This is a genomic window from Psychromonas aquimarina ATCC BAA-1526, assembly GCF_000428725.1.
GTDB lineage: Bacteria > Pseudomonadota > Gammaproteobacteria > Enterobacterales > Psychromonadaceae > Psychromonas > Psychromonas aquimarina.
Genome location: NZ_AUAM01000014.1, coordinates 96,672 through 119,806 on the forward strand (window position 1 = coordinate 96,672; position 23,135 = coordinate 119,806).

The 23,135-nt window shown below is 43.6% G+C and carries 19 protein-coding genes; 4 read left to right on the top strand and 15 right to left on the bottom strand.

Annotated elements, in window-relative coordinates:
- Positions 1-84: 84 nt before the first annotated feature.
- Positions 85-642 carry an NnrU family protein gene (locus G337_RS0106045; protein ID WP_028863089.1) on the top strand — a complete coding sequence of 186 codons (558 nt, stop codon included), beginning with the start codon at positions 85-87 and terminating at the stop codon, positions 640-642.
- 29 nt (positions 643-671) lie between these two features.
- Here G337_RS0106045 and amrS read toward each other — a convergent pair whose 3' ends face one another.
- From amrS to G337_RS0106095, 10 genes are all read right to left on the bottom strand, one after another.
- On the bottom strand, positions 672-1,757 hold the full coding sequence (gene amrS / locus G337_RS0106050; RefSeq protein ID WP_028863090.1) for an AmmeMemoRadiSam system radical SAM enzyme: 1,086 nt from the start codon (positions 1,755-1,757) through the stop codon (positions 672-674).
- A 55-nt stretch (positions 1,758-1,812) separates the two neighbouring features.
- On the bottom strand, positions 1,813-2,844 hold the full coding sequence (locus tag G337_RS0106055) for a M14 family metallopeptidase (RefSeq protein ID WP_051303000.1): 1,032 nt from the start codon (positions 2,842-2,844) through the stop codon (positions 1,813-1,815).
- Entirely contained in the window at positions 2,841-4,307 is a 1,467-nt protein-coding gene (locus tag G337_RS0106060; RefSeq protein ID WP_028863092.1) for a glutamate-cysteine ligase family protein, read from the bottom strand. The genes G337_RS0106055 and G337_RS0106060 overlap by 4 nt, the downstream gene beginning before the upstream one ends.
- 108 nt (positions 4,308-4,415) lie before the next feature.
- Positions 4,416-5,201 (bottom strand): alpha/beta fold hydrolase, encoded by a 786-nt coding sequence (locus tag G337_RS0106065; protein WP_028863093.1) that lies wholly within the window; start codon positions 5,199-5,201, stop codon positions 4,416-4,418.
- Positions 5,202-5,248: 47 nt separating this feature from the next.
- Complete coding sequence (locus tag G337_RS0106070; RefSeq protein WP_028863094.1) at positions 5,249-5,530, bottom strand: hypothetical protein; 282 nt, start codon at positions 5,528-5,530, stop codon at positions 5,249-5,251.
- Positions 5,531-5,748: 218 nt separating this feature from the next.
- On the bottom strand, positions 5,749-9,369 hold the full coding sequence (locus G337_RS0106075) for a LamG-like jellyroll fold domain-containing protein (protein WP_084605297.1): 3,621 nt from the start codon (positions 9,367-9,369) through the stop codon (positions 5,749-5,751).
- A 91-nt stretch (positions 9,370-9,460) separates the two neighbouring features.
- Positions 9,461-10,171, bottom strand: coding sequence for a porin (locus tag G337_RS0106080; RefSeq protein WP_028863096.1), 711 nt, complete (start codon positions 10,169-10,171; stop codon positions 9,461-9,463).
- A gap of 43 nt (positions 10,172-10,214) precedes the next feature.
- Positions 10,215-12,161: a TRAP transporter large permease gene (locus tag G337_RS0106085; protein ID WP_084605298.1), complete on the bottom strand. Its 1,947-nt coding sequence runs from the start codon at positions 12,159-12,161 to the stop codon at positions 10,215-10,217.
- An 81-nt stretch (positions 12,162-12,242) separates the two neighbouring features.
- On the bottom strand, positions 12,243-13,232 hold the full coding sequence (gene dctP, locus G337_RS0106090; protein WP_037027128.1) for a TRAP transporter substrate-binding protein DctP: 990 nt from the start codon (positions 13,230-13,232) through the stop codon (positions 12,243-12,245).
- A 34-nt stretch (positions 13,233-13,266) separates the two neighbouring features.
- Positions 13,267-14,451, bottom strand: a complete 1,185-nt coding sequence (locus tag G337_RS0106095) for a glycoside hydrolase family protein (protein WP_028863099.1) — start codon at positions 14,449-14,451, stop codon at positions 13,267-13,269.
- Positions 14,452-14,721: 270 nt separating this feature from the next.
- Here G337_RS0106095 and G337_RS0106100 point away from each other — a divergent pair, with 270 nt between their 5' ends.
- The gene (locus G337_RS0106100; protein WP_028863100.1) at positions 14,722-15,783 is read left to right on the top strand and encodes a LacI family DNA-binding transcriptional regulator; all 1,062 of its coding nucleotides are present in this window, start codon (positions 14,722-14,724) and stop codon (positions 15,781-15,783) included.
- A gap of 130 nt (positions 15,784-15,913) precedes the next feature.
- Here G337_RS0106100 and G337_RS0106105 read toward each other — a convergent pair whose 3' ends face one another.
- The 3 genes from G337_RS0106105 to G337_RS0106115 are packed head-to-tail and all read right to left on the bottom strand — an operon-like array spanning position 15,914 to position 19,728.
- Entirely contained in the window at positions 15,914-16,576 is a 663-nt protein-coding gene (locus G337_RS0106105; RefSeq protein ID WP_028863101.1) for a YoaK family protein, read from the bottom strand.
- Between the two features lie 45 nt (positions 16,577-16,621).
- Positions 16,622-19,054: an ABC transporter permease gene (locus tag G337_RS0106110; RefSeq protein ID WP_211235783.1), complete on the bottom strand. Its 2,433-nt coding sequence runs from the start codon at positions 19,052-19,054 to the stop codon at positions 16,622-16,624.
- The gene (locus G337_RS0106115; protein ID WP_028863103.1) at positions 19,051-19,728 is read right to left on the bottom strand and encodes an ABC transporter ATP-binding protein; all 678 of its coding nucleotides are present in this window, start codon (positions 19,726-19,728) and stop codon (positions 19,051-19,053) included. The genes G337_RS0106110 and G337_RS0106115 overlap by 4 nt, the downstream gene beginning before the upstream one ends.
- On the opposite strand from G337_RS0106115, the gene tesA reads away from it, so the two are divergent.
- Complete coding sequence (gene tesA / locus G337_RS0106120; protein ID WP_028863104.1) at positions 19,727-20,329, top strand: multifunctional acyl-CoA thioesterase I/protease I/lysophospholipase L1; 603 nt, start codon at positions 19,727-19,729, stop codon at positions 20,327-20,329. The genes G337_RS0106115 and tesA overlap by 2 nt on opposite strands.
- 243 nt (positions 20,330-20,572) lie before the next feature.
- Positions 20,573-21,469: an EamA family transporter RarD gene (gene rarD / locus G337_RS0106125; RefSeq protein WP_028863105.1), complete on the top strand. Its 897-nt coding sequence runs from the start codon at positions 20,573-20,575 to the stop codon at positions 21,467-21,469.
- Between the two features lie 18 nt (positions 21,470-21,487).
- Here the strand turns inward: rarD and G337_RS0106130 are convergent, their stop codons facing one another.
- Entirely contained in the window at positions 21,488-22,234 is a 747-nt protein-coding gene (locus G337_RS0106130; protein WP_342665390.1) for a substrate-binding periplasmic protein, read from the bottom strand.
- A 601-nt stretch (positions 22,235-22,835) separates the two neighbouring features.
- The gene (locus tag G337_RS0106140) at positions 22,836-23,114 is read right to left on the bottom strand and encodes a helix-hairpin-helix domain-containing protein (RefSeq protein WP_028863108.1); all 279 of its coding nucleotides are present in this window, start codon (positions 23,112-23,114) and stop codon (positions 22,836-22,838) included.
- Positions 23,115-23,135: the final 21 nt, after the last annotated feature.

Sequence of the window (23,135 nt, forward strand, 5' to 3'; positions counted from 1 at the left end):
GCGGATCCCATTTGTGGTACCTGTCGGAAAATAATCCGCAAAATGCTTTAATCTTATAAATACCATTCAGTTTGGAGTTTTTATATGACTTATCTGCTTATGGGGTTATTTTTGTTTTTAGGCACACATTCCATATCAATCTTCGCACAGCCGCTGCGTGACCGCTTTGCGGCAAAAAGTGAGCTTGGCTGGAAAGCAGTCTATTCGCTGCTTTCACTAGCCGGCATGGTGTTAATAATCAAAGGTTACTCAGAGGCCCGCTTAAACCCGACACTCATTTATGTTTCACCTTACTGGCTGCGCCACGTCAGCGCTTTACTTATGCTGCCCGTTTTTATTCTGTTTTTAGCCCCTTACTTCCCGGGAAAAATAACAACGCTTATAAAACACCCGCAGTTGTCTGCTGTTTTACTCTGGGCATCCGCTCATTTACTGGTAAACGGAAACTGTGCTGATTTACTGCTTTTCGGCTCTTTTCTAACTTGGGCGGCTGCCGATATTTTCTCCATGAAATATCGAATTTCCCGGCAGCCGCCCGGTTTAAAAAAATCAGCTAGAAATGATATTGTGATTGTTATAAGCGGCTTAGCTTTATATCTTTTATTTGCTGTTTATCTGCACAGAATACTACTGGGGGTGTAATTACTCACGACAGGTAGATAAAGCAGTTATCAATTTCCCATTCTTACCGGGATGCGCAGTCGTCCGAAATTCTCTTTAGGACCGGCAAAGCACCCGGCTAACAGCTGCCCGCAGTGTCGACAATGCCCGGATTGATCAAGATTATATGCTCCCAGCTGATACCAGTCCCTCTCAATCACCAGAGAACGGCAGTTTGGGCAATAGGTACTGTCTGACTCGCTGTCATGCACATTGCCGCAGTACACATAGTGCAGGCCGTAACTCAGAGCAATTTTCCTTGCCCGAAGCAGTGTCGACAAGGGCGTACAGGGTTTATCCCTCATCTTAAAATCCGGGTGAAAAGCACTAAAGTGCAGCGGTACATCCGCGCCGAGGTTTTCGGCTATCCACAAACACATCTGATTTAATTCCTGATCACTGTCATTTTCGCCGGGGATCAGCAGAGTGGTAATTTCAAACCAGACATTAGTTTCATGCTTAAGATAGAGCAGAGTATCCAGAACCGGCTGCAGCTGGCCATGACAAATTTTATGGTAAAAGTCCTCAGTAAAACCTTTTAAATCAATATTAGCGGCATCCATATAAGAATAAAATTCTACCCTGGGCTGATCACACATATAACCGGCACTCACAGCAACACTCTTGAGGCCTAATGCTTTAGCAGCCTGGGCGGCATCAACCGCATACTCCATAAAGATCACCGGATCATTATAGGTAAAAGCCAGACTCCTGCAGCCTTGATTTTTAGCAGCCAGAGCCAGCTGCTCCGGCATCGCACTGTCACAAAGCGTATCAACCTGTCGGGATTTACTGATCTCCCAGTTCTGGCAGAATTTACAGGTAAGGTTGCAGCCTGCGGTACCGAATGACATCACACGAGAACCGGGATAGAAGTGATTGAGCGGTTTTTTCTCAATAGGATCAATACAAAAACCCGATGAACGCCCGTAACTGGTAAGCACTATCTTACCGTGATGATTCATACGCACATAACAAGTACCACGTTTACCTTCACGCAGATGGCAGTGGCGGGGACAGACATCACAGGTGACCAGGTCGTCATGGCTTTTATGCCAGAAACGGGTAGGAAAAAACTCAACCGGCAGCTTACTCATGTTCACATCCAGCAATATTACACACACTTAAAGTATAGTGCAGCGGGCGGTATTTTTAACAGGGAACGGCATACAGCAGACAATCCGACAAGGCAATATCGGCACGGTTGGTTATCATAAACAGATGCAGCGAGACAGCGGGAAACAACTGGCCGCTGCGGCAGGTAAACAGATCTGCTAAGTGATCCTTGCCCTGAGGACCTTTGACGGTAAATATTTCCATTCCTTTGCCGCCTAACCAGCCCAGCGGTCTGTCTGCCCCCCAGACGCCAAAGTTATGCGAGTCGATATCCAGCGGCAGCGTCAGATCTGCCTGCGGGCAGGGACTGTCTGCATAAGCCAGTCTGGTATCGGCTTTTAACTCTAATCTTAAGGGGTTGTTCAGCCATACAGGAGACTCGACTTCCCCCTTCAATTCCGATATTTCCGCACGAAATATCCGGTGCAGCCCCGTATAGGCGATTTCATGTGACATTTCATTGCCGGCGCCGCCGCATTCTATGGTGACATTAGGACAGTTAAAATCCTGCTCGAACAAGGCGCCGACTTTAATGGTAGAATGAATAATAAACGGACTGAACAACAGGCATAAAGCAGCATGGCGCCTATCCTGCACATGCGACACACTGAATGCTGGACTTTCACCAGAAGTATTATGCATATCCATCAGCAGTTCAGGCTGCTTTTTGCGGATAAATTCTTTAATATACAGGGCTAATGCGCCCTGCTGATCGCTAATAGTAACATCGGCAAAACAACGGTTCAGGTCTCTATGCTCCGGCAGCATTCGAAAATAAAATAACGGCTCAGCGGTGGCCGCACGAACAGATGCCACAAAAACATAAGTATCAGCAATAGGCTGTGTCTGATTAGTAATTAAGCGCTGCAGTGCATAAACACCAGAAGGCTCATTACCGTGAAGCAGGGTGGTAATTATTCGGCAGGATCGTTGTGAATCTTTTCCTTTAAATAAAATCAGCGCGGAACAGCGTTTGAACTGGGAAAGAAAAACAGCAATATCTCCCTCTCCGCTAAGCTCGCGGCTGTCGTAAAATCCCACCTGCAGCTGCTTTGAATGTATATTCATTTATTTAAATCCCAGTCACTGACAGCTATATTTTTCTCCTGAAAAAGGCGATATTTAGCAAACATCAGATGCATAGCGTCGTGACGAGTTTCTGTTTTTTCATATTCGGCCGTCATTTGACGCTGCCAGCGGGCACCGCTGGTATTAACCTTAATGCGTTCCTGAAACAGATTAAGATAACGCGTGATTTCCGCCTGATTCACACCTATTTTCTGCAGCCCAAGTTCAGCGTAGGGCATTAAACGCCTTAAAATATCAGCCGGGCTTGTTTCTATCAGGCGATGATTTTTAGGATCCGGCCAGATGAGTTTTGCATCGATACCGCTCTGCGCCGCCCGGTAAAAATTATATTTTGCATGCTTAAACGGCAGGCGCGCAATCAGCTCTTCAATATTATCTTCCAGACCGTAAGCCAGGCCGGTTAAGACAGCTGAATTTGCCATCATATCCGCCACACTAGGACCTGCCGGAAGCGTTCGTGCCTCAATCCTGACATGACCGTTTTTATGATAATCGTAAATACCGCGATTCCAGCTCCATACTGTGCCCTGATGAAGCATTAATTCGTCGAATCTTGGAGGCTGTCCTTTTGCCCAGACAGCGGCCGCATCCTGCGCAAATCCCTGGGTAAACAACGGAGAATATAAACTGACATTTTCCGCAAAAAGTTCATGCAGACCATGGCGGTTCCAGCCAGTTCCATAACTCACCCGCGGCGGTTCCCGCCACTGATGCTGATGGATACGGGTGTCCGTTGACTGCTTAAACAAAGCGATACGGGTTTCATCCCACAAAAAATGTTCAAGCAGGCTGGGGGAATTAGCTGCATAGGCCAGAACAGCAGGGCTGACCAGCTGCACCGCATTATATACATTAGCAAAACGCCGCGGCGGTACTCTTAAATGCAGCTGCAGTGATGTGCCGGCTCCTTCATAGGCAATGGTATCTGTCTCTATTACAAAAGGATTTTCACCGTCGATGTGCAGCTTAAACTGAGCGCCTCGACGTGCGGACAGTTCACTGGCAAAAAATTTATAACGGTAATTGTCTGAAAGAACATTTTTTGTTAAGTCCTGCTGGCGCAGTGTCGGCAGGATACCAATAGCCGTCAGCGAAGCATTGTTTTTTTCCGCTGCTAGATTAACCGCCTTAAGAATTGACAGGATCTCATTACCTATGCTGGTAAAAGGGGTTCCCGAAGCTGTCACCGGTGTTAAATTCAGCTCCAGATTATAACGGTTTAACTCTAGTGTTAAACGCGGGTCTTTACATAAATCCAGCAGCTCATGATTCAGGTATTGAGCAGTACCTTCATGGTTAACAATATTCGTTTCCAGCTCTGCGCCCAGAGATAAATCACCTTCACCAAATCCAGGCGTATTTAATACCTGATGCAGAATATCCAGCTGAGATACCAGTCGTTTATTGAAGCTGTCAATATCGAGTTTCCCGCTGCGGCTCAAAATTTATCTCCCGGTCAGTTTCACCTCTTATATATATAGATCCCCTGCACAAAATAGCCAGTTGTTTAATTTAAGCACGATAAAAGACCTCGCTTAAATCAGCTGTAATTAACTATATTTCGCCAGAAAATCCCTTAAAGCCGAATGCAGGAGCTGCGGCTGCTCAACGGGCAGCGCATGACGACAATCGGCAATAACCTGCAGCTGCGCATTACCAAGCTTATCTGTGTAGGCGGCCTTAAGAGCCACCGGCGTATAATCCTGATCCGAAGCGATAACCAGTACTGGACAAACAATCTCTGCAAGCCGGGCTGTAACACTCCAGCCGATCATCGCTTTTAACGCGGCCAAGTATGCCCGCCGGTCATTCTCAGCCCAGCGTGCAGTAAAAGTTCGGCGCAGCCTTTGCTGTTCAGGTTTTATAAACAGACGCCGGCTTAATATTTTTCCCGTGATACGCACACCGAATAAAGACGCAATCAGCAGCCGCAGGAAGATTTCTAAACGTTCCTTAAGGCTATGCGTAATCAGCTCCGGCATACTGTTTATAACGGTCAGGGTCCTGACTAACTGCGGCGCATCCAGAGCAAGCTGAAAAGCGATACAGCCGCCGAGTGACAAGCCGACTATATGGGCTTTTTCAATAGCCAGCCCCTGCAGCAGTCCAATACAGTCTGCAGCAAGCATCGCCATATTATAGGGACCAGCAGGTTTATCAGAGCGCCCATGACCGCGTAAATCAAAGGTGATAACCTGGTAGGTTCGGGAAAATTCAGCGACCTGCAGCTCCCAGTCTCGGGTGCTGGAGCCTAGGCCATGAATAAACAGCAAAGGCTGACCCGAACCATGGATTTCGTAGTAGAGGTTAATTCCATTGCAGTGTAATTTAGGCATTACAAGTTTTCCGACAGCTAGAGTGAAATATATTGCTTAAATGAAAATCAACGTCTCCCGCAGCCGCTGACTGCTGAATATACCTTACCTAAAATAATAGATAACAACGGGAAACAAACAAAAAATATCAGACTGAGCTGCAGCAGAGCACCTCTGGCAAACTCACCAGGTAAATCAGCAATACATTCCCCCGTTGACAGGGTCGTTGTATCGCAATAATCCTGCGGATTTTGCGGTGTTTCAACACCAATATAATAATACACATATAAATTAACAGCCGTCAGAAGCAGCAGTAAAATGAACTGATTTCTTAACAACCTTCTCAGCACTTTGCACTCCTTAAATAAAGGTTAGGTTAAAATAAAAGCAGCAATACTTAGGCATGCGGCTCTTCTCTGTATAAAACTCGCTCAACAATACGTCGACAGCCAGCTCAACTTACCAAGCTAAATATTGAATATAGAAGCAGTAATAACCATTACTACCGTGGCCATCAAAATTATCTAGGTCAATAAAAAACCGCCTGCTTCAAAGGCGGTTTTTTTATTTATTCTAATCCAACAACCGCTTCAGATTCACTAGTACCAAATAGATCCCATGTACTACCTCCGTCTGAGCTTTTTAGCAGCACTCCATTATGCGCTTTGATTCCTGAATAAAGATTGATATCTGCAGTCCCCCCCGTTTCAATTAGCTCTAACGGCCAGCGCTTACGGTACTCTTCTGCACTATCATCACTAAGAAAATGGTGATAGAAGAAATAATTCAGATACAAATCACCGTTAGGCGATATCGATAGTTTGTGATAGTAAACACTGTATGTTCCTGACGCTGGAATCACCATGCTTCCAATATCTTCCCACTCCTGGCCCTTCTTCTTACGCATATAGTGCAAATTATAGCGATCAAATTCATCAACTTTCCTAAATACCATATGAATCGTGTCATTACGATCAATAACAAGACCTGGATAAGTGTTGAATGGATCTCCATCTCCGTTCAGAGATACAACTTCCACCGCATCGCTCCATTTACCGTCTACATTACCACTAGAGTCTGTCTTTGCCGTTAAGTACTTAAACGGTTTTTGGTGGCTTCCTGCCATGACGTGCAGCTTCCCTTCACTATCAATTAAAATAAAGGGAATATTATGATTATCGGGAGATAAACAGCAGCTGCCGGTAGAAGTTAAATATTCAGGCATACTAACAGTACCAGTCGAATGATTATAGCTGGAGTAATATATATCAGTATCCGTAGTATTATTACCAAGATTGCTGTCAAGCCGTGCGAAAACGAAATGAGTGTAATCCCCGACTGTCACACTACTGTTCATTCCACCTGAATGAGAGTAACCAGCAATAAACTCTGTGATAGCACTTTCAGGCTTGATCAGCTGCTGAGCCTTCTTTATCACCAGCCCCTCACCATTTTTTTCTATCGGGACCAGATTGGATTGATCATAAATTAATGTGGGTGGAACATCTCTATTGATGTACGGTATATATGCTTGAAAGTTATAGTGCCCCTGCTGATACTTACAATGTTCAGCCTTTGATGGAAGGCTATAACCTTTCCACTTCGTAAATTGATGATCACCGTATTCAGAATACAAAAGCATCCACCCGCTAACACCGCTAATGGGCTCATCGATACAGGCCAATAAATATGCATCGCCGCTGCTGTCAAATTCGACCCTCTCATGAATCAGTTTCGAACCAGACCACACTCGGCCATTCCAGTTTGATTCATTAAAAGCTGTACGAACGGCATTTTTTACTGAAAATGACTCCCAGCCATCAATTGACTTACGTTGAATGAACTGGTTTCCAGGAAAACCATAAGATGGATAAACAGTACTGTTATCATCTTTCTCTTCATAGGTACCAGCAACAATTACTTCACGGTTTAAGTTATCAAAAGTAACCATATTTGGATAATACCTAGGATCATAATCAAACAGCTCCCTCTCTCTTTTATACAGGCCTGGATATTTCAAAGGGCTGCCCTCAGATATAATAGGGCCATTTACTTTATCCGCATTAAATTCTGCTTGACCATTATCCCAGTGGGATTGATTTACCCTTTGGCTCGGCATGCGGTATAAATGTGAAACTTGGCTGCGGTTTAGCGCCTGGCTAAACAAAGAGAGTTTATCAATCACTCCCGTTAGATGGCGTCGTTCTCCCTGCTTTTCGTAACCAATCGACATTTTATTAGCATCACTACGCTTTAAGCGAATATTATCTTCCGATATCTGCAGTTCACCGTTAACGTATAGCTGTGCAGTTCCAACAGCTAGTTTTGGATCATCACTATCAGGAATAGAATCAAACGTAATGACTATATGCGAAAGTTTATCGACAATTACATTTTCTCCCAGCAGGGAGTTAAACTCTGTACCGTCACCAACAGAAAACTCCCATTTCCCCTGCTCATTAATATAAAGAGCATGTTCATTGTAACCATCAACAAAACTCCATATTGTCTGCTTTTTGCCGTTCAATCTTTCAACTGCAGCCCAAGTTTCTAATGAGAATTTGACTGGTTTAATTTCTTTAGGGAATTCAACATCAACTCCCTGGTTTCCAGCAAGTTTCAGCCCAAGCCCCTCTACACCACCTCTATAAACCTTCGTCCAGGTCGGAGAGCCTTTTAAAGAACCGACGCTTTCTCCAAAGCTGTCAAAAGCAAAATCACCATAGCCTTCAAAAAAATTCCAGCTTGAAATAGGCATTACGGATTTTCGCAAAACTTCCCCTGTAGAATAAGCACCGCTAACAACTTCAATCAGATCTATATTACCTTCAAAAAAGTACTGTTCGCTGCTGCCGCGATAACCGATTCCCATTCTCGCATCCCGGTTCAGGTTATAGGCAACATCATTCGCTTCACCAACAATTTCTCCATTTAAGTAAAGCCTTGCCGTACCAATAAAGGCATCTTTACCAACCTCATTTTCAGCTTGAAAAGTTGCAATAATATGCTGCCAATGACCAAGTTTTGCTTTACCGTTTCCAATTTGCGTCCAGTTTCCCCCGCTATTTAACCAGAACTGCCAACGCTTATCCGGTGTCAGGTATATCTGATAGCCTCCACTGCTTCCCCGAGAGGCCAATGGCGTCTGGTAGTCTCCACCAGTACCGTCTGGTTTAACCCATAAAGAGAGGCTGAAACTTCTTACATTAAGTTCGTCATTCGCTTCAACCCAAGCCCCTTGAGACCTTCCATCTAAAGATATCGAATAGCCGTGACCAGTTACAGAATCATCACTGAATACAGGGCCGCCTACTAGATTTCCAGGATGATTAAACAGTAATACTTCATTTGGATCCGGGGTTTTCGACAGTGGTTCTTCTACTACATTACCTTCACCTTCATTCATTAACCACTGAGCAATAAGAGTGCCCGGTACAACATTACTACTGTAATGTGAAGAGATCTCATTCGGACTTAATGCCTCCTCAAATACTTCAGTTTGAGCAACATTACCTTGAAAAAAGAATTGATTACTACTGCCGCGGTAACCAATGCCAATATTAGAAGTACTATTTGGCTGATACTTCGCCTGTGTAGTTAAAGATACTTCTTCACCATTGATATAGAGAAAAGCGGTACCCGTAAAGATGCCGTTGTGTTCCTCACCATGAGCATCGAACGTTACCGCAATATGAGTCCACTCACCCAGTTTAACTTTAGGCCCGATTGTTTTTGACCAGCCGTCAGGGCTTTGAAGCCAAAGCTCCCATTGTCCGTTAGGAGCAATATATACGACCGCTCCTTGTGCCTCCCCTCTTGAAGAGTAAATGGATTGATACTGCTCAGTTATCGCCTCAGGTTTAACCCAGACTACTGTACTAAAGCTGCTCGTTGCTAATTTATTGTTTGCGGGGACAACTAATCCTGAGCTAAGTCCGTTGAACTTTAGAGAATAGCCAGATAGTTTCTCGGGAGTATCAGTAGACCAAGTAGGAGGGCTGCCGTAGGTAAGAAATGATGCCTGCAGGTTTTCTGCTTTGTAAAACGTATTAACCTCATCTACAAGCAGCGAATCGTGCTTTTTATCCATAAACCACTTTGCGACGGGTGTTGTCGATACAGGATCTGCAAAACATAAATTTGAAGTAAATATAAACAACAAATACGTTAGACTTTGTATTAATTTCATGTTTCCTCCATAGCATACATAAGTACGCCCTAACTGCTGTAAATCCTGATACACAGTTAGAGCACATTGTAAGTTTTATTTGCTTAAATGGTTACCAGACATATCCAAACCCTATAACCAATGCATTATTTACTGCGCTGCTGCCGTCAGCATTTTCTAATCCATTAGCCTGGTTGCGCCATTCAATAAAAGGCTGTGCTCCGCTGCGAGTCCACGTTACCCGAACTTCATGATCCATGGTGTTCACTTTATCGTTTCTGAACGCATCTTCACTGCCTTTTGCTACATAAATATTCTTGTAACTTAAAAGGAAATCAGCGTCAGTGAATTTATAAGAAACAGCATTGTCAAAGCGAAAATCAGAATCCGCACTCTGCAGCTGCCCGTCAACATCTGCATAGATGTGGGCTCGTGTTCGATGATACAGAGAAATCCCATTATCAAAGTTGTAACCCAGCTTAATCAGGGGACGGTACTGGATCGTTTCTCCAGCTTGAACTAAGTTGTGGTAGCCGACTGATGCCCAAAAATTACTGCTGATATCTAACTTCTGCTCTAAACCTAGCGTTACTACCGGTAAAGGCGCACTTGATTCGACGCTTCCAATAGGAATTGAATCAATTTCCATCAACACTCTAGTTCCAGAGTCAAAATTGTGGCCGACCTCCACTGTTGACGTTGATTTTGAACCGTGCAGGTTAGAATCATGAAACTGCACGTTACCGTTAAAATAACTCGTAGATGCAGCGGCAGGAGCTGCAAGTAAAGGTAAAAATGTTACTAATACAATATTTTTTCTCATTACAATTCTCTCTAAAATAATTAAATATAAATAAGTTTTTCAATTAGTTAACACCAAAGAGTGTCGGCAGGTACATGGTAAAAAACGGGAAGTAGGTGATCAGCATCAGTCCTATAAACTGAAGAATGAATATTGGAATTAAAGGCTTAACAATGCTGGTGATTTTTTCGCCGGTCACGCTGCAGGACACGAATAAAACAGTGCCTACAGGAGGGGTTATCAATCCCATACATAGGTTATAAACGATAACAACACCGAACTGAACAGGATCGATTCCTAACGCCATTGCTACGGGATAGAATATTGGGGTGAAAATTAAAAGCGCAGGCGCCATATCCATGAAGATGCCTACAACCAGTAGAGTAAGATTCATCAAAAGTAATAACAGAAGTTTGTTGTCCGTTATACCTATTAGAATTTCCCCAATAGCATCCGGGATACTCGCAAATGTCATACTCCAGCTCATGAGCCCGGAGCACGCAATAAGAAATAAAATCACAGATGAAGTAAGTGCTGAGTCGAACAAAATTTTGGGCAGCTTTTTTATATCTAATGATTTATAAGCTATTGATAGTATAAGACTATAAAGAACAGCGATTCCACCAGCTTCAATCGCGGTAAACACACCAGAAAGAATACCTCCAATGATCACGAATACCATTGTTAAACTAGGAACTGTTTTCCAAACCGTTATACCAATCTCCCATAGTTGATAATTGGTATCATCAGTTTTGTAATTTAACTTCTTGGCATAAAAATAGGCGACAATCATTACCGACAGGCCCATCATCATTCCAGGTATATAGCCGGCTAAAAACATCGCGGCAATAGACGCACTGCCGCCCGTAATCATTGAGTATATGATAAAGATTCCAGTCGGCGGGATCATCATCCCCGTTGGTGCAGATGCGGCGTTGATGGCTGTGGACACTGCCATGTTATAGCCTTTCTCTCTAGCCATAGGCGAAATAATACCGCCAATAGCGGTTGAGGCGGCGATACCCGAACCAGACAGACAACCAAACAGCATGTTCGATAGAACATTAGCCTGCCACAAATTTCCAGGTACTTTTCTACCAAGCAGCATAGCTAAATCGATCAGCCGGCGAGCAATTCCGCCTTGATTCATTATGTTACCGGCGAGAATAAAGAAGGGTAAAGCCAGGAAACCAAAGCTTTCTAACCCGCTAAAAAGCTTCTCACTTGCTGTAATCATTAAGCTCTGAGATTCAATCTGCAGCGATAAAGCTAATAACCCGGAGAAAGCCAGCCCTACAGAGATAGGCACATTAAGTGCTAACAAGAAGAAAAAAACGCCGAATAACAAAAATGTTGAAGTGATTTCCAAATACTCATCAACCAGATACTCGAACAGAGCACTACTTTGAAATATGCCCCAGGCCAAATACATAACAAAGAAAATACCTGCCATAACCAATGCAGTTGTTAATGTGTTTCTATTGATTCCAACAGTATCTATTAGCCTTTTAAGCTGCATCAGGATGATATAAAACCCGGAAATAACCAAAATGCTTTGTAATACGGACATCGAAACCTGCATCATAGGAGAAGTGAATGCAATATTCTTTTCCATAGCATGTATCCCGCCGTAAATAATAATGACGGATAGAATCACGCTTAGCATCGCATTAAAAACAATCACCCAAGACTGATGCTTTTCAGACAAGGCATCAAAAACCAGCGGCAAGCTAAGGTGTAGTCCTTTTGAAAAACACAGTGCAGATCCTAAGAAACTCAGCCAGATCATTAGATATATCAGCAGCTCTTGTGACAGTCCGCTTGGGTCACTTAGTACATATCTAGTGAAGACTTGATAAATGATCAGTATGCTCATCACAGCCAATATGAGCGTTACAATTTTTGATAAGAGCAGTTCATTCCAATGACAAAATTTATACACGACAGCCTCAATTTTTGAGCCTGTTGAGCCTGCCTTTGTTTTTTTGAGGCTGATAGATTTATCCATCATATTTCACATCCTAATTCGTGCGAAGAATACGGTATTCAAGAAGAGGCTCTGATCAATTTCAAGCAGAGCCTCCGATAAAAACTAAAGTGAACGTTTTTGAAGATCGAGCAGCTCTTTTAGAACAGGCCCTTTTTTCGGATCTTTCAGCGTTTTCTCATAAATAGGTCTCATTGATTCAATCAATGGTCCCTTATCAATTTCAACGATTTTCACACCAAGCTTTTCTTGCGCTAAAGCCATAGACTTATCTGCTTCGGTCTGGATCACAGCATAAGATTTTTCGCTGACTTCTTTCATAAGACGCCGAACAGTTTCCGCATCTTCTGCTCCCATTTTGTCCAGCACTCTGTTATTAATAATGATCAAATCAACCATTCGAGTCTGTTCAGTAAGAACACCATATTTGGCAAATTCCCCAAACTTGAGCTCCCACAACGCTCCAAGGCCGCCTTCACCGCCATCAATCATTCCCTGCTGCATAGCAGAATATATTTCAGTGAAGTCTAAAGGGGTTGGAGAAGTCCCCATTAGATTCAGCATTTCAATATAGGTAGGGCTGGACATTGTCCTCAATTTTAAACCTTTCAGATCCTCAACACTGGCTACAGGTTTGGTTGAATAGATGCTGCGAGGGCCATTATCTAGAAAGCCAATGACCTCAAATCCTTGAGGTTTAGTTGCTTTAAAAAGATCTTTGTTTACTAAATCACTATCCATCACCATCTTGAATTCGTCGAACGTTCGGAAAATATACGGTAGATTCAGCACCCCGAATGATGGTTCGATATTTTCCATCATGGCACTGTTTATCAGCCCCATTTCTACCACACCGCTCTGTACCTGCTGTAAGTACTGCGCCTGTCCACCAAGTGTACCGTTGGCAAAAATCTTAATTCTCACCCGCTTGTCCGTTTCATCAGTAACCCTCTGCGCAAACTCCTGAAGAAGCAGCCCTGGAGGACCGTCTGCAGGAACGTTTGACGCTAGTTTGTAGGTCTTGGCAAGTACGCTGCCCGAGGACACGGATAACATCGTTGTTAGTAGTACAGCTGCTAGTTTTTTTAGTTTCATAATTGTTTTCCTAATGGATTAATTCACCTTCTGATTACCAGAAGAATTTTTTGTGTCCCATCGCCCGAAGAACTCCCTCATAGTAGTAATAGTCACCGTAAGGGAGCATTGAGTTAGCAAGGTTTTCTTTATCCAGCTCCTTCGCTACATGAACAAAGGAAGCGGCTTGATTTAACAGCCCTTGTGCATTTTCGTCTGAAGTGAGATCACACTGCTCACGAAGAGCAAGGAGCATTTTAATACCGAATGTACGGTATTTTTCCGCAGTGCTCTTATTACCAAACTTATCCAGCACTTGACTAAGAAGAACGGCACCAGCAGCAGTAATAGAACCAGCAGAACTGTCTTTGTACTGGATTTCATGTTCCGGCAGCCGATAATCCCATACAGGGAGTAAATCATCTGTAATGTGCTCAATAACCCAGTCCAGGAGCTTAGAGCTCACTTCGGCATAACGCTCTTCACCTGTCATTAACGCTAATTGAGCAAAGCCATGGATTGCCCAGGCCTGGCCGCGGCTCCAGCAAGATTCATCTGCATAGCCTTGATAAGTGCCCCCGCGTATTGGCTCATTGGTCGTGGTGTCAAAGTCAAAGCTGTGATAGGTACTCCAGTCATCTCGAATGATATGTTTAATAGTGGTTTCTGCTTGTGCAATCGCGACTGTTTTAAAAGATTCAATGTTGGTCTCAGAGTATGCCCACATCAGCAAAGGCAAGTTTTCCATACAGTCAATGATGATTTTTCCTTGTATCTTTTCTGCGTGTTCTTTTCCTTCAGAGCCGGCAGTCCATGCAACAAGATAGTTACCATTCCAGTTAAATCGGTTTCTTAATGCTTCTGCCGCACGCAGTGCCAGAGTCCTAGCTTCCTTGTTTCCTGTCAACTTGTAGTCAGCCACAGCACTTAAGCTGAATTGGAATCCCAGATCATGATTCATCAAAATAGGTGTATCCAAAATACGATTGAGATGACCATAGCGCATACGGGCAAGGTTTTTAAATTTGCTAGTGCCCGATACCATGTAAGCCAACCATAGTTGTCCAGTCCAAAATGAATCAGTCCAAAAGATCTCGGTAGAAAAAATATCTTCCGGATAAAGCCATTTGTAGTCTGCAGGACCCGCACCCACCATCGGGTTTCTCAGCCCTATATGAGGCGAATTTCGTTCTACGCTTAAAAAAATATCGTGACTAATGGTTTCAAAATTATTACTCATTAAAGTATCCCAGTTATTACGTGATTGAATAGGTTTAATATATTTACTTACCTAATCATTAACCGTGACAAGGCATTGTTTTGAAATATGACGATTAGTGAAACGTTTCATAACTCGAGCTACAAACTCGATCCAGCGCACAAACCCAATCGCAACCAACTGATACAAAAGGATTGTTTTTATAACCTGATCATTTCAGATAAATGACATTGTTTAAAATGAGAGTTATGATATGTTTTACGAAACAATCCATAGATGATTTGAACAAGAATGGTGAAGAAAAAAAAACGCGTAACGCTAGATGACATTGCGGCACTGTGCGGGGTATCGAAAGCCACTGTATCTAGGGTTATCAACAGAAGTGACCTAGTTAGTGAGAATATAGCCAGGCGTGTGAGAGAGGCACTCCATGAGCAGGGTTATCATCGAACACAACCAAGATTAAACTTGCCAATGCCAATAAAAAAAGCAATTATCATTGGTGACTACGATCTAAATACACCGCATAGTTTTTTCTTCTCAGTACTAAAAGATCTTAACAACTATGCTTCAAATCTTGGTTTGTCATTAGAGCTAGTGTTTCGAACTCAACTGCTCGGTGAAGATAAAAAATCGATTCTTTTAAAAGCACAAGCAGTCATAGTCCTCGGCATGGATGATGAGGAATTACTGAGTGTCCTTAGGCCAGAGGACCTACCCGTTCTTATTATCAATGGATACGACCCGCAAATGCAGTTTCTCAGCGTATCACCAGATTATTACTTAGGAGGATATCTCGCAGCCAGGCACCTCCTCGATTTGGGACATACAAATATTAAGTGCATTACTGCAAACATTAAGTCGACAATAGTTCAACGTGCAGAGGGGTTTCGAAGTGCGCTTATTGCTAATGGAATTACTAATAGCGATGATTATTTTATAGATTTAGGGGCGTTAGCCAAAAACATAACTCACACTTTAGGCGAGCCCTGCAACCCAGGGACGGATTTTGGTGCTCACCAGTTTCTTCCCGAGCTAATAAGGAATGGAACATTCTCCAAAGTCACAGCCGTTTTCTGTATTTGTGATATGGTTGCAATTACACTCATCGAGTCCCTAAACACGCAGGGGATTTCTGTCCCTAAAGACATTTCTGTATTAGGTTTCGATGATATTAATATATCTGAACTGATCAGCCCCCCATTAACAACAATAAGAACAGATCAAAAACAGCTAGCTAAAATAGCCATTCATACGTTACTGCAAACTATCAGCTCCAACAGCACAACTGTTACCAGAAGCTGCGTACCGGTGTCCATTGTCAATAGAAAATCATGTAAAGTAGAAAAATAAAATGCCTAACGCTAGGGTCGCCGTCACATAGATTATGATAATAAAAACAAACTGCACAGTTCCCCTCAAGCATGTCAAAAAGTTTTGAACTCCCTAAATACAAGTTAGATAAATAAGCCCGGCATTATCGCTAAGATTTTTTCTGCCGAGTTGAATATAAACGATAGGAGGCAGCCAGCATAAAACAGATTCCTGCAGGAAAAATTAACGCCATAAACTGATAACTTTGATACAAATAAGCGCCGCCGGTACCGCCCAGTATAAACCCCAGTAAAATAAGGCAGAATAATATACATTTTCTTTTATCAAACTCTTCACCGCGAAGTGCACCGCCTAACATAATGCCGAGATCCGTAAAAATCCCAGTCACATGGGTTGTTCTCACTACGGCGCCGCTGTACCTGGTCGCCAACGCATTCTGCAGTCCGCAGGCTGCCGACGCCAGGTAATGTCCTAGCGGTGCATGCTTATCTAAGAAGAAAATAGCGCCAAGAAGCAGCAGCCCTTCAATCATTAGCAAAAGATCATAGTTTCGTCCCAGTTTTAGCGATTCACTGGAAATGAGATACCCGGAAAGCGCTGAGCCTAATAAGAAGCTGAATAGGATCCCGGCAAGATGAGACAGGCTGCTGGAAAAGGTAAACAACTCAGCTCCGAACATGGTTGTAGTTCCAGACAGATGCGAAACAGACTGGTGCTGAAAACCAAGCAGACCAACCGCATTTACTGTACCGGCCAGTAATGCCAGAGTAAATGCGCCGTATTCGACCCAGCGCGGTAATTTTCTTAACAATTTAGATTCCTTAAATAATTACAAATGGCAAGACCAGAAGCGAGGTTACTTCAAGGGTGTTAACAGCTGCTGAATAACACTCTTTAAACTGACAAATACAATCACTATTGCTAAAGCAGGCAAAGCAAACCACATAATAATATGAACACTCGGCTGTAACTGAAATCCCCATTTCATCAGGCTGAACAGCAGCGCTTCTGCTCCGGCTACGGCCGTTAACCCGGCAGCAGCGGCCATCACACCATACTCACTCCATAAAGTTCGGCTGATGCGCTTTCTGCCTGCTCCTAATGTACGGTACAGGGTTATTTCATTCTGGCGCTGTTTCAGACTTAAGCGTAACAGAGTAAAAATCAGTAAGATGCCGCTGATCACCCCAAGTGCGGCTAATACACTTAACGACCAGGAAATCTGCACCAGCATACTTTGAACCCTTTCGCCCATAGTACGAAAATCTAATAAAGTTACCGTCGGGTAATCCCGCCCAAGCTGATTTAATACCGGGATCTGCTTTTCATCTATACGAAAACTAACCAGCCAGGTTGCCGGCATCTGCGCAATTACATCTTTACTGAATATAAAATAGAAGTTAGGTTTCATGCTCTGCCACTGCACTGTACGTATGGAGTTTACCCGGGCACTGAAAGGCAGACTGTTAACAGAAAAACTTAACTTATCCCCTACGGAAATCCCGAGATCAGCAGCCAGACTTGCCTCGATAGAAACCGCATTTTCTGCTGTCCATTTTCCGGCAGTGAGCTCATTATAAACAGGCAGTTTTTCTGCCCAGGTAAAGTTAATTTCGCGGCGCAGCGCATGAACATCCTGATTATTTTCAGCAGCTTTGTCTTTAGCATTAAGATCATTGATATGAGTCAAACGGCCGCGAATAATAGGATAAGCTTCAGACCTTTGTATGCTGTTATTATCCAGCTGCTGCAGATAGCGGCGCTGTTCTTCCGGGGCAATATTAAGCGCAAAAACATTAGCCGCATCCGGCGGCAGCGTCTGCTGCCAGTCTCCCAGCAGATCCGCTCGTACCAGCCAGATAACCGCCACCAGCATTAAAGATCCCGACAATGCAGCCAGCTGCATCATAGTGGTTTGTGGAGAGCGTTTAATACGGCTTAATGCCAGGTGCATAGCAGCCCCCCATTTCCCGCTGCTAAGCAGGTGCAGCAGGGCGTAACTGATAGCGGCAAGCACTAAAAACAACAGAATAAGTCCGATACAGACCATCCATACTAATTTACTTGCGCCGTAAAACAGCAGAAAAGCCGTCACAGGAGCAGCTGCCAGCCACCAGTTTTTTTTAGACCCCTTGCTGTTCTGCTTCTGCAGCACTTCTATCGCAGCTGTATCCAGCAGACGCAGCAGAGGAATGCCCAGCGCCGGCAGACCGATCAGCAGAGCAACTGAAGCGCCGAAAGCAAAAGGCAGCCAGCCGTAACCCGGCAGCTGTTGCGGTAGAATCCCCTGCAGAGGTAAACGCAATAAGAACTCTAAAGCGATACCGATCACAGAACCGATGATTAGGCTGCAGCTGAACATAACAGCAGCCTGTGACAACAGCCAGCCGCGTAACCAGCGCCTGCCTGCGCCCATGCTTTTAAGCATAGCAACAGACTCTGCACGACTGGCGGCATAATGACGGCAGGTCAGCACCAGAGTGACCGATGCCATCAATATCACCATCAGAATGGTAAGGGATAAATACTGTTTGGCTTTAATAATTAAATCCGCGCTTCTCCCTTGATTTTCTTCGCTGATCCATGAATCGCCCGCCTGCGCTTGATGATTATCTTGAAGCTCCTTTAATGCATCGTTTTCACCATTAAAAAAGATACGGTACTGCACCCGGCTGCCTAACTGTACAGCCCCGGTTTTATCCAGATCTGAATAATGGATAAACACACCCGGCATAGTTCTAAAAGGGTTATAAGCCAGTTCCGGCTGCGCTTCAATTCTGCCGGAAACTTGTAATTCTGCATCTCCAACAGCAACAATATCGCCGATTTTTACATCCAGTAAAGAAAACAGACGTTCAGCAAGCCACAATTCACCTGGCTGCACGGCATTTTTTTGTAAACCTGCGGCTCCGGTTAATAATAAGTCACCGCGCAGCGGATAACTGCTCTGCACCGCTTTAGCACTGACCAGCTGCATATTGTTATCGCTGAATGCCATTGTCTGAAAGCGAATCTGCCGCGATAGACTCAACTCTAAGTCCTCGGCATCCGACAGCAGAGACTCTGGAACCGGATTTGCTGAACGAAACACCAGATCGGCAGCCATCATGGAGCGCCCCTGATCTGTCATCACCTTTTCAACACGAACAGCCAGTGCCGATAATGCAACTACGCAGGCAACAATCAAGGTAAGTGCAGCCGTCACCGGCCACAACTGCCCCGACCAGATTTCCCGCCAGCTCCAGCGGAAAACCATTTTATAACCTGAAGAGTTTTTTATATTTTTCACATCGGCTCCACTAAACGGCCGGCATCAATTGTCAGCAGACGCTCACATCGGCCAGCCAGCACCGCATCATGAGTAATCAAAACCAAAGTTGTGCCGTGATCCCGGTTCATTGCAAACAACAGATCAATAATGTTTTCCGCGGTATGCTGATCCAGATTACCAGTAGGTTCATCAGCAAATAAAATTTCCGGCTGAGTCATAAACGCCCGGGCTAATGCGACGCGCTGCTGCTCACCGCCGGACAGCTGTGCCGGCAGATGTGTCTCCCGTCCGGATAACCCTACAGACTGCAGAAGGCCGCGTGCTTTAGCGCTATCCTCCCCGTCACCACGTAAAACAGCCGGCAGGGTGACATTTTCCAGTGCGCTTAATGAGGGAATTAATAAAAAATTCTGAAAAACAAAACCAATTGATTCACTGCGGATCTTTGCGCGCTGCTCTTCATCTAATAAAGACAGCGGCTGTCCCAGCAGTTCAATTTCACCCGAGCTGGGAATATCTAATCCGGCCAATAATGTCATTAAGGTTGATTTACCCGCCCCGGATGTGCCAATAATAGCGATAGTCTCACCCGCAGAGATTTCAAATGAGATATCTTCTAAAATAGATAATTCAGTTTCATTTGAAAGAACCGATTTAGCCACTGAACTTGCTTTGATAATGGACTTTGACATGACAAAAATATTATCCTTTGTTTTTATTCTACTGTTTCCGGCACTGGCAAACAGCACAACACTTCTGATTCTAGGTGACAGCCTGAGTGCTGGTTATAATATGCCCATTGAGCAGAGTTGGCCATCTTTGCTGAGCGAACAGCTGGATAAACATAATAAATCCAGTCTTGTTATTAACGCCAGTATTTCAGGCGATACCACCGGTAACGGTGCGGCGCGTTTACCCGCCCTGCTCAAAGAGCATAAACCGACTTCGGTATTAATTGAATTAGGGGCTAATGACGGTTTACGCGGTTTTTCCCCGGCAGCGATTAAAACTAACCTGGAAGAGATGATCCGCTTAATTGAAGCACAGAATGTACAGGTTATTTTAATGCAGATAGAGGTCCCGCCGAATTACGGTAAAAGATACTCGCAGGCATTCAGTTCACTTTACCCTAAATTGAGCGAAAAACATGCCGTTCCTTTGATCCCGTTTTTTCTCGAACAGGTGATTTTAAAACCACAATGGATAATGAAAGACGGTCTGCATCCAACTGCACAGGCGCAGCCCTGGATTGCTCAGTTTATGGCAAAAGAATTAAGCCCCTACTTGAAATAATAAGCGCTGCAATAATTATCTATTTTATTGAAAATACAGGTTAAATATCTACAGTAAAAAATATTTAAATTATTACTGCAGATATTTTGCTTATCTAAGAAATATGTTTTATTTTACAGTGACTATAAACACAGATAATGTCTGTCATTTCTTATCGAGCAGCAGCAGGAAGCAGCTACTTATTTACCTTTGAGCTTTACTGCGCCGGATAACGCGCATCGCTTCTTTTTTTCTGGTTTACCTATGCAGCTTCGTAATAACGGCAATTTGCTGGCAGTATTTGCCTTCACTCTCTGGGGGATATTACCTCTTTATTTTAATCAGCTTTCCTCAGCGGATATTTTTGAGCTCCTGGCGGTCCGAATTATCTTTTCTGTACCGATTATGCTCCTGGCAATGCATTTTATTGCCGGCACTCATCCACCAATAAAAACCTTATTAGCAGATAAAAAATCTCTGTTTCTGTGTTTCTTAGCCGGCTTAACCGGATTAATCTCTCTATGGGCTTTTACCAAAGCATCAAGCAGAGGTGATGTTTTAGCAGCCAGTCTAGGTTATTTTATTAACCCGCTCTGCTCTATCGCCCTGGCCGTAGTCGTTTTAGGGGAACGTTTAAGCTGGGCCAAAAAAACTGCCGTTGTACTGGCTGTCTTAGGTATCAGCTACCAGGTCTTCAGTTACGGTGAGCTGCCCTGGCTGTCGCTGATTATGGCCGGCGCATTTGCTGTTTACGGATTAATAAAAAAATTTATTAAATTCGATTCATTTATGTCAATTACTATTGAAGTGATCCTGCTGATGCCTCTGGCGCTGCTGTATATGGGCTGGTTATATTTTAACGGAGAAAGTGACTTCTTTTCGACAACGGCAGCTCAGCAGTGGCTGTATATCGGTATGGCTCCTGCGGTGTTGGCACCGATGATTTTATTCTCTTTTGCTGTCGACAGAGCAAGTTTATCTTCAATCGGTTTAACCCAGTATATTGAGCCCAGCCTGCAGTTTTTAATTGCAGTGCTGATATTCGGCGAGATATTTGATCAGGTTAAACTGGTCAGCTTTGGTTTTATCTGGCTGGGTCTGATTTTTTGTATACTCGAAGCTGCTAAAATAATTAAATCAAAAGAGAAAGTATTGAATTAGGGGCTTAAGGCAGGAAAGTTATTCTTTTAAATATTTATCGTAGATATCCTGAAAGCGTCCGCTCTGCTTTAAAAGCTGCAGGCCGATATTAAAGTCATCCCTAATTTGGGGGGATCTGAAAAGAGGCCGGTAATCTAAGGGATTGAGCTGTATAAACTCATGAATATCAATCTCTTTTAAGACTTCTCCGGTATCGTTTTTACGTTTCAGCATAAAATAGCGGAAAATATTACGATCACTCAAAACAACATCATAACGTCCCCGGTACAAAGTCTGTACCTGCAGTTCCTGATTAGAATGTTCTTTATAGCGGCCTATTTTCTCGGGCATAGTCAACCAGTCAGGGTAGCGTTTTAACGCGCCCTGAAAAGAAATAATACTCAGATTATAAAGATCCTGCGGTTTTTTAATTTTAATATGACGCTCTTTCAGGGTAATAAACACATTTTCATAAATAACAGCAGGATCGCCGTAATATCCGCCATGGACAGACATATCCTGGCCCATATCCGTCATAGCGGCATCAACATGTCTGCTGATAAAAGCGCTCGGCACTCTGCCGAGAGGAAAATATTTAGGCACAAGAGTATGGCCGCGAAATGCTAACGCTTCACCAATAATTTCCAGCTCTATTCCGGTGTTTGTTTCAGGAAAACAAAACGGCGGGATCTTTTCACCAAATGCCATAATAACCTGCTCACTTTTTACAGTATTTGTTATTAACAGCAGGCAGGCGGCCAGCACCTTGAATATTTTCAGCATCATGCTCTCATATCTTATTTCCGTTTATCTTTATCCATATTACCAGACTTATGATTATCCCATTCAACAACACTGATTTAATATAAAGTATAAGAAGAATAAACTTAAATTGTTCAGGTAACATACAAGTTTATGTTAAGCGAAGAGTGAGACTTAATTATTCTAAATGAGTGATGAGCAGCGCAGAGTGAGGTAACAAATTAATTTTTTAAGAACGCTAATAAAAGCAATAAACAGCTGTAGGGCACCATTTTATCAGCGGCTGAATAACGGTTAAAACAGTTTCACCATTTTATAATAAGGGACACCGGATTTATAAAAATACGCACCCTGTGGGGTTAAACCGAAGCTCTGATAAAAAGCACAGGCGCTTTGCCGCGCATCACACCAAAAAAACAAAAAGCCTTTTTCGGTAAGAAGGTCCAGAATATACCCGTTACCAATCAAAACGCATTTATCAGGCCATAAAACCTGATGATGAACAGCTAATGTCTGTGCACTGGAGATAGGGATAATTTTCATAGCTTTGATTATTTTACGCAAAGAGATTAAAAAAGAAGTTTACCGAAATGCCGATCACTGATGAAACGTACAGACTAGCATATTAAGACATCTGCTCTTTACGCTGCCTGGTATAAAACCACCAGGGTTTTGCTTCTCCTCCTTCCATATAGTCAATTGCAGACAGATAAACATCAATCACACAGTAATCCTGACGCCAGCCCAGCTGTTCGCAAAGCTGCTTATGAAGCTCAAAAGCATCTTGACCGATCAACTGTCTGGGGTGGGTTATATTTATTTTTGCTAAATCACGCGCAATCGCTTTGCCGATATTCGGCAGCTGATCCAGTCTGCTGACCGTTTCCCTGTCTGGTGATTTCATAAATAGACCCTCTGAGTGCAG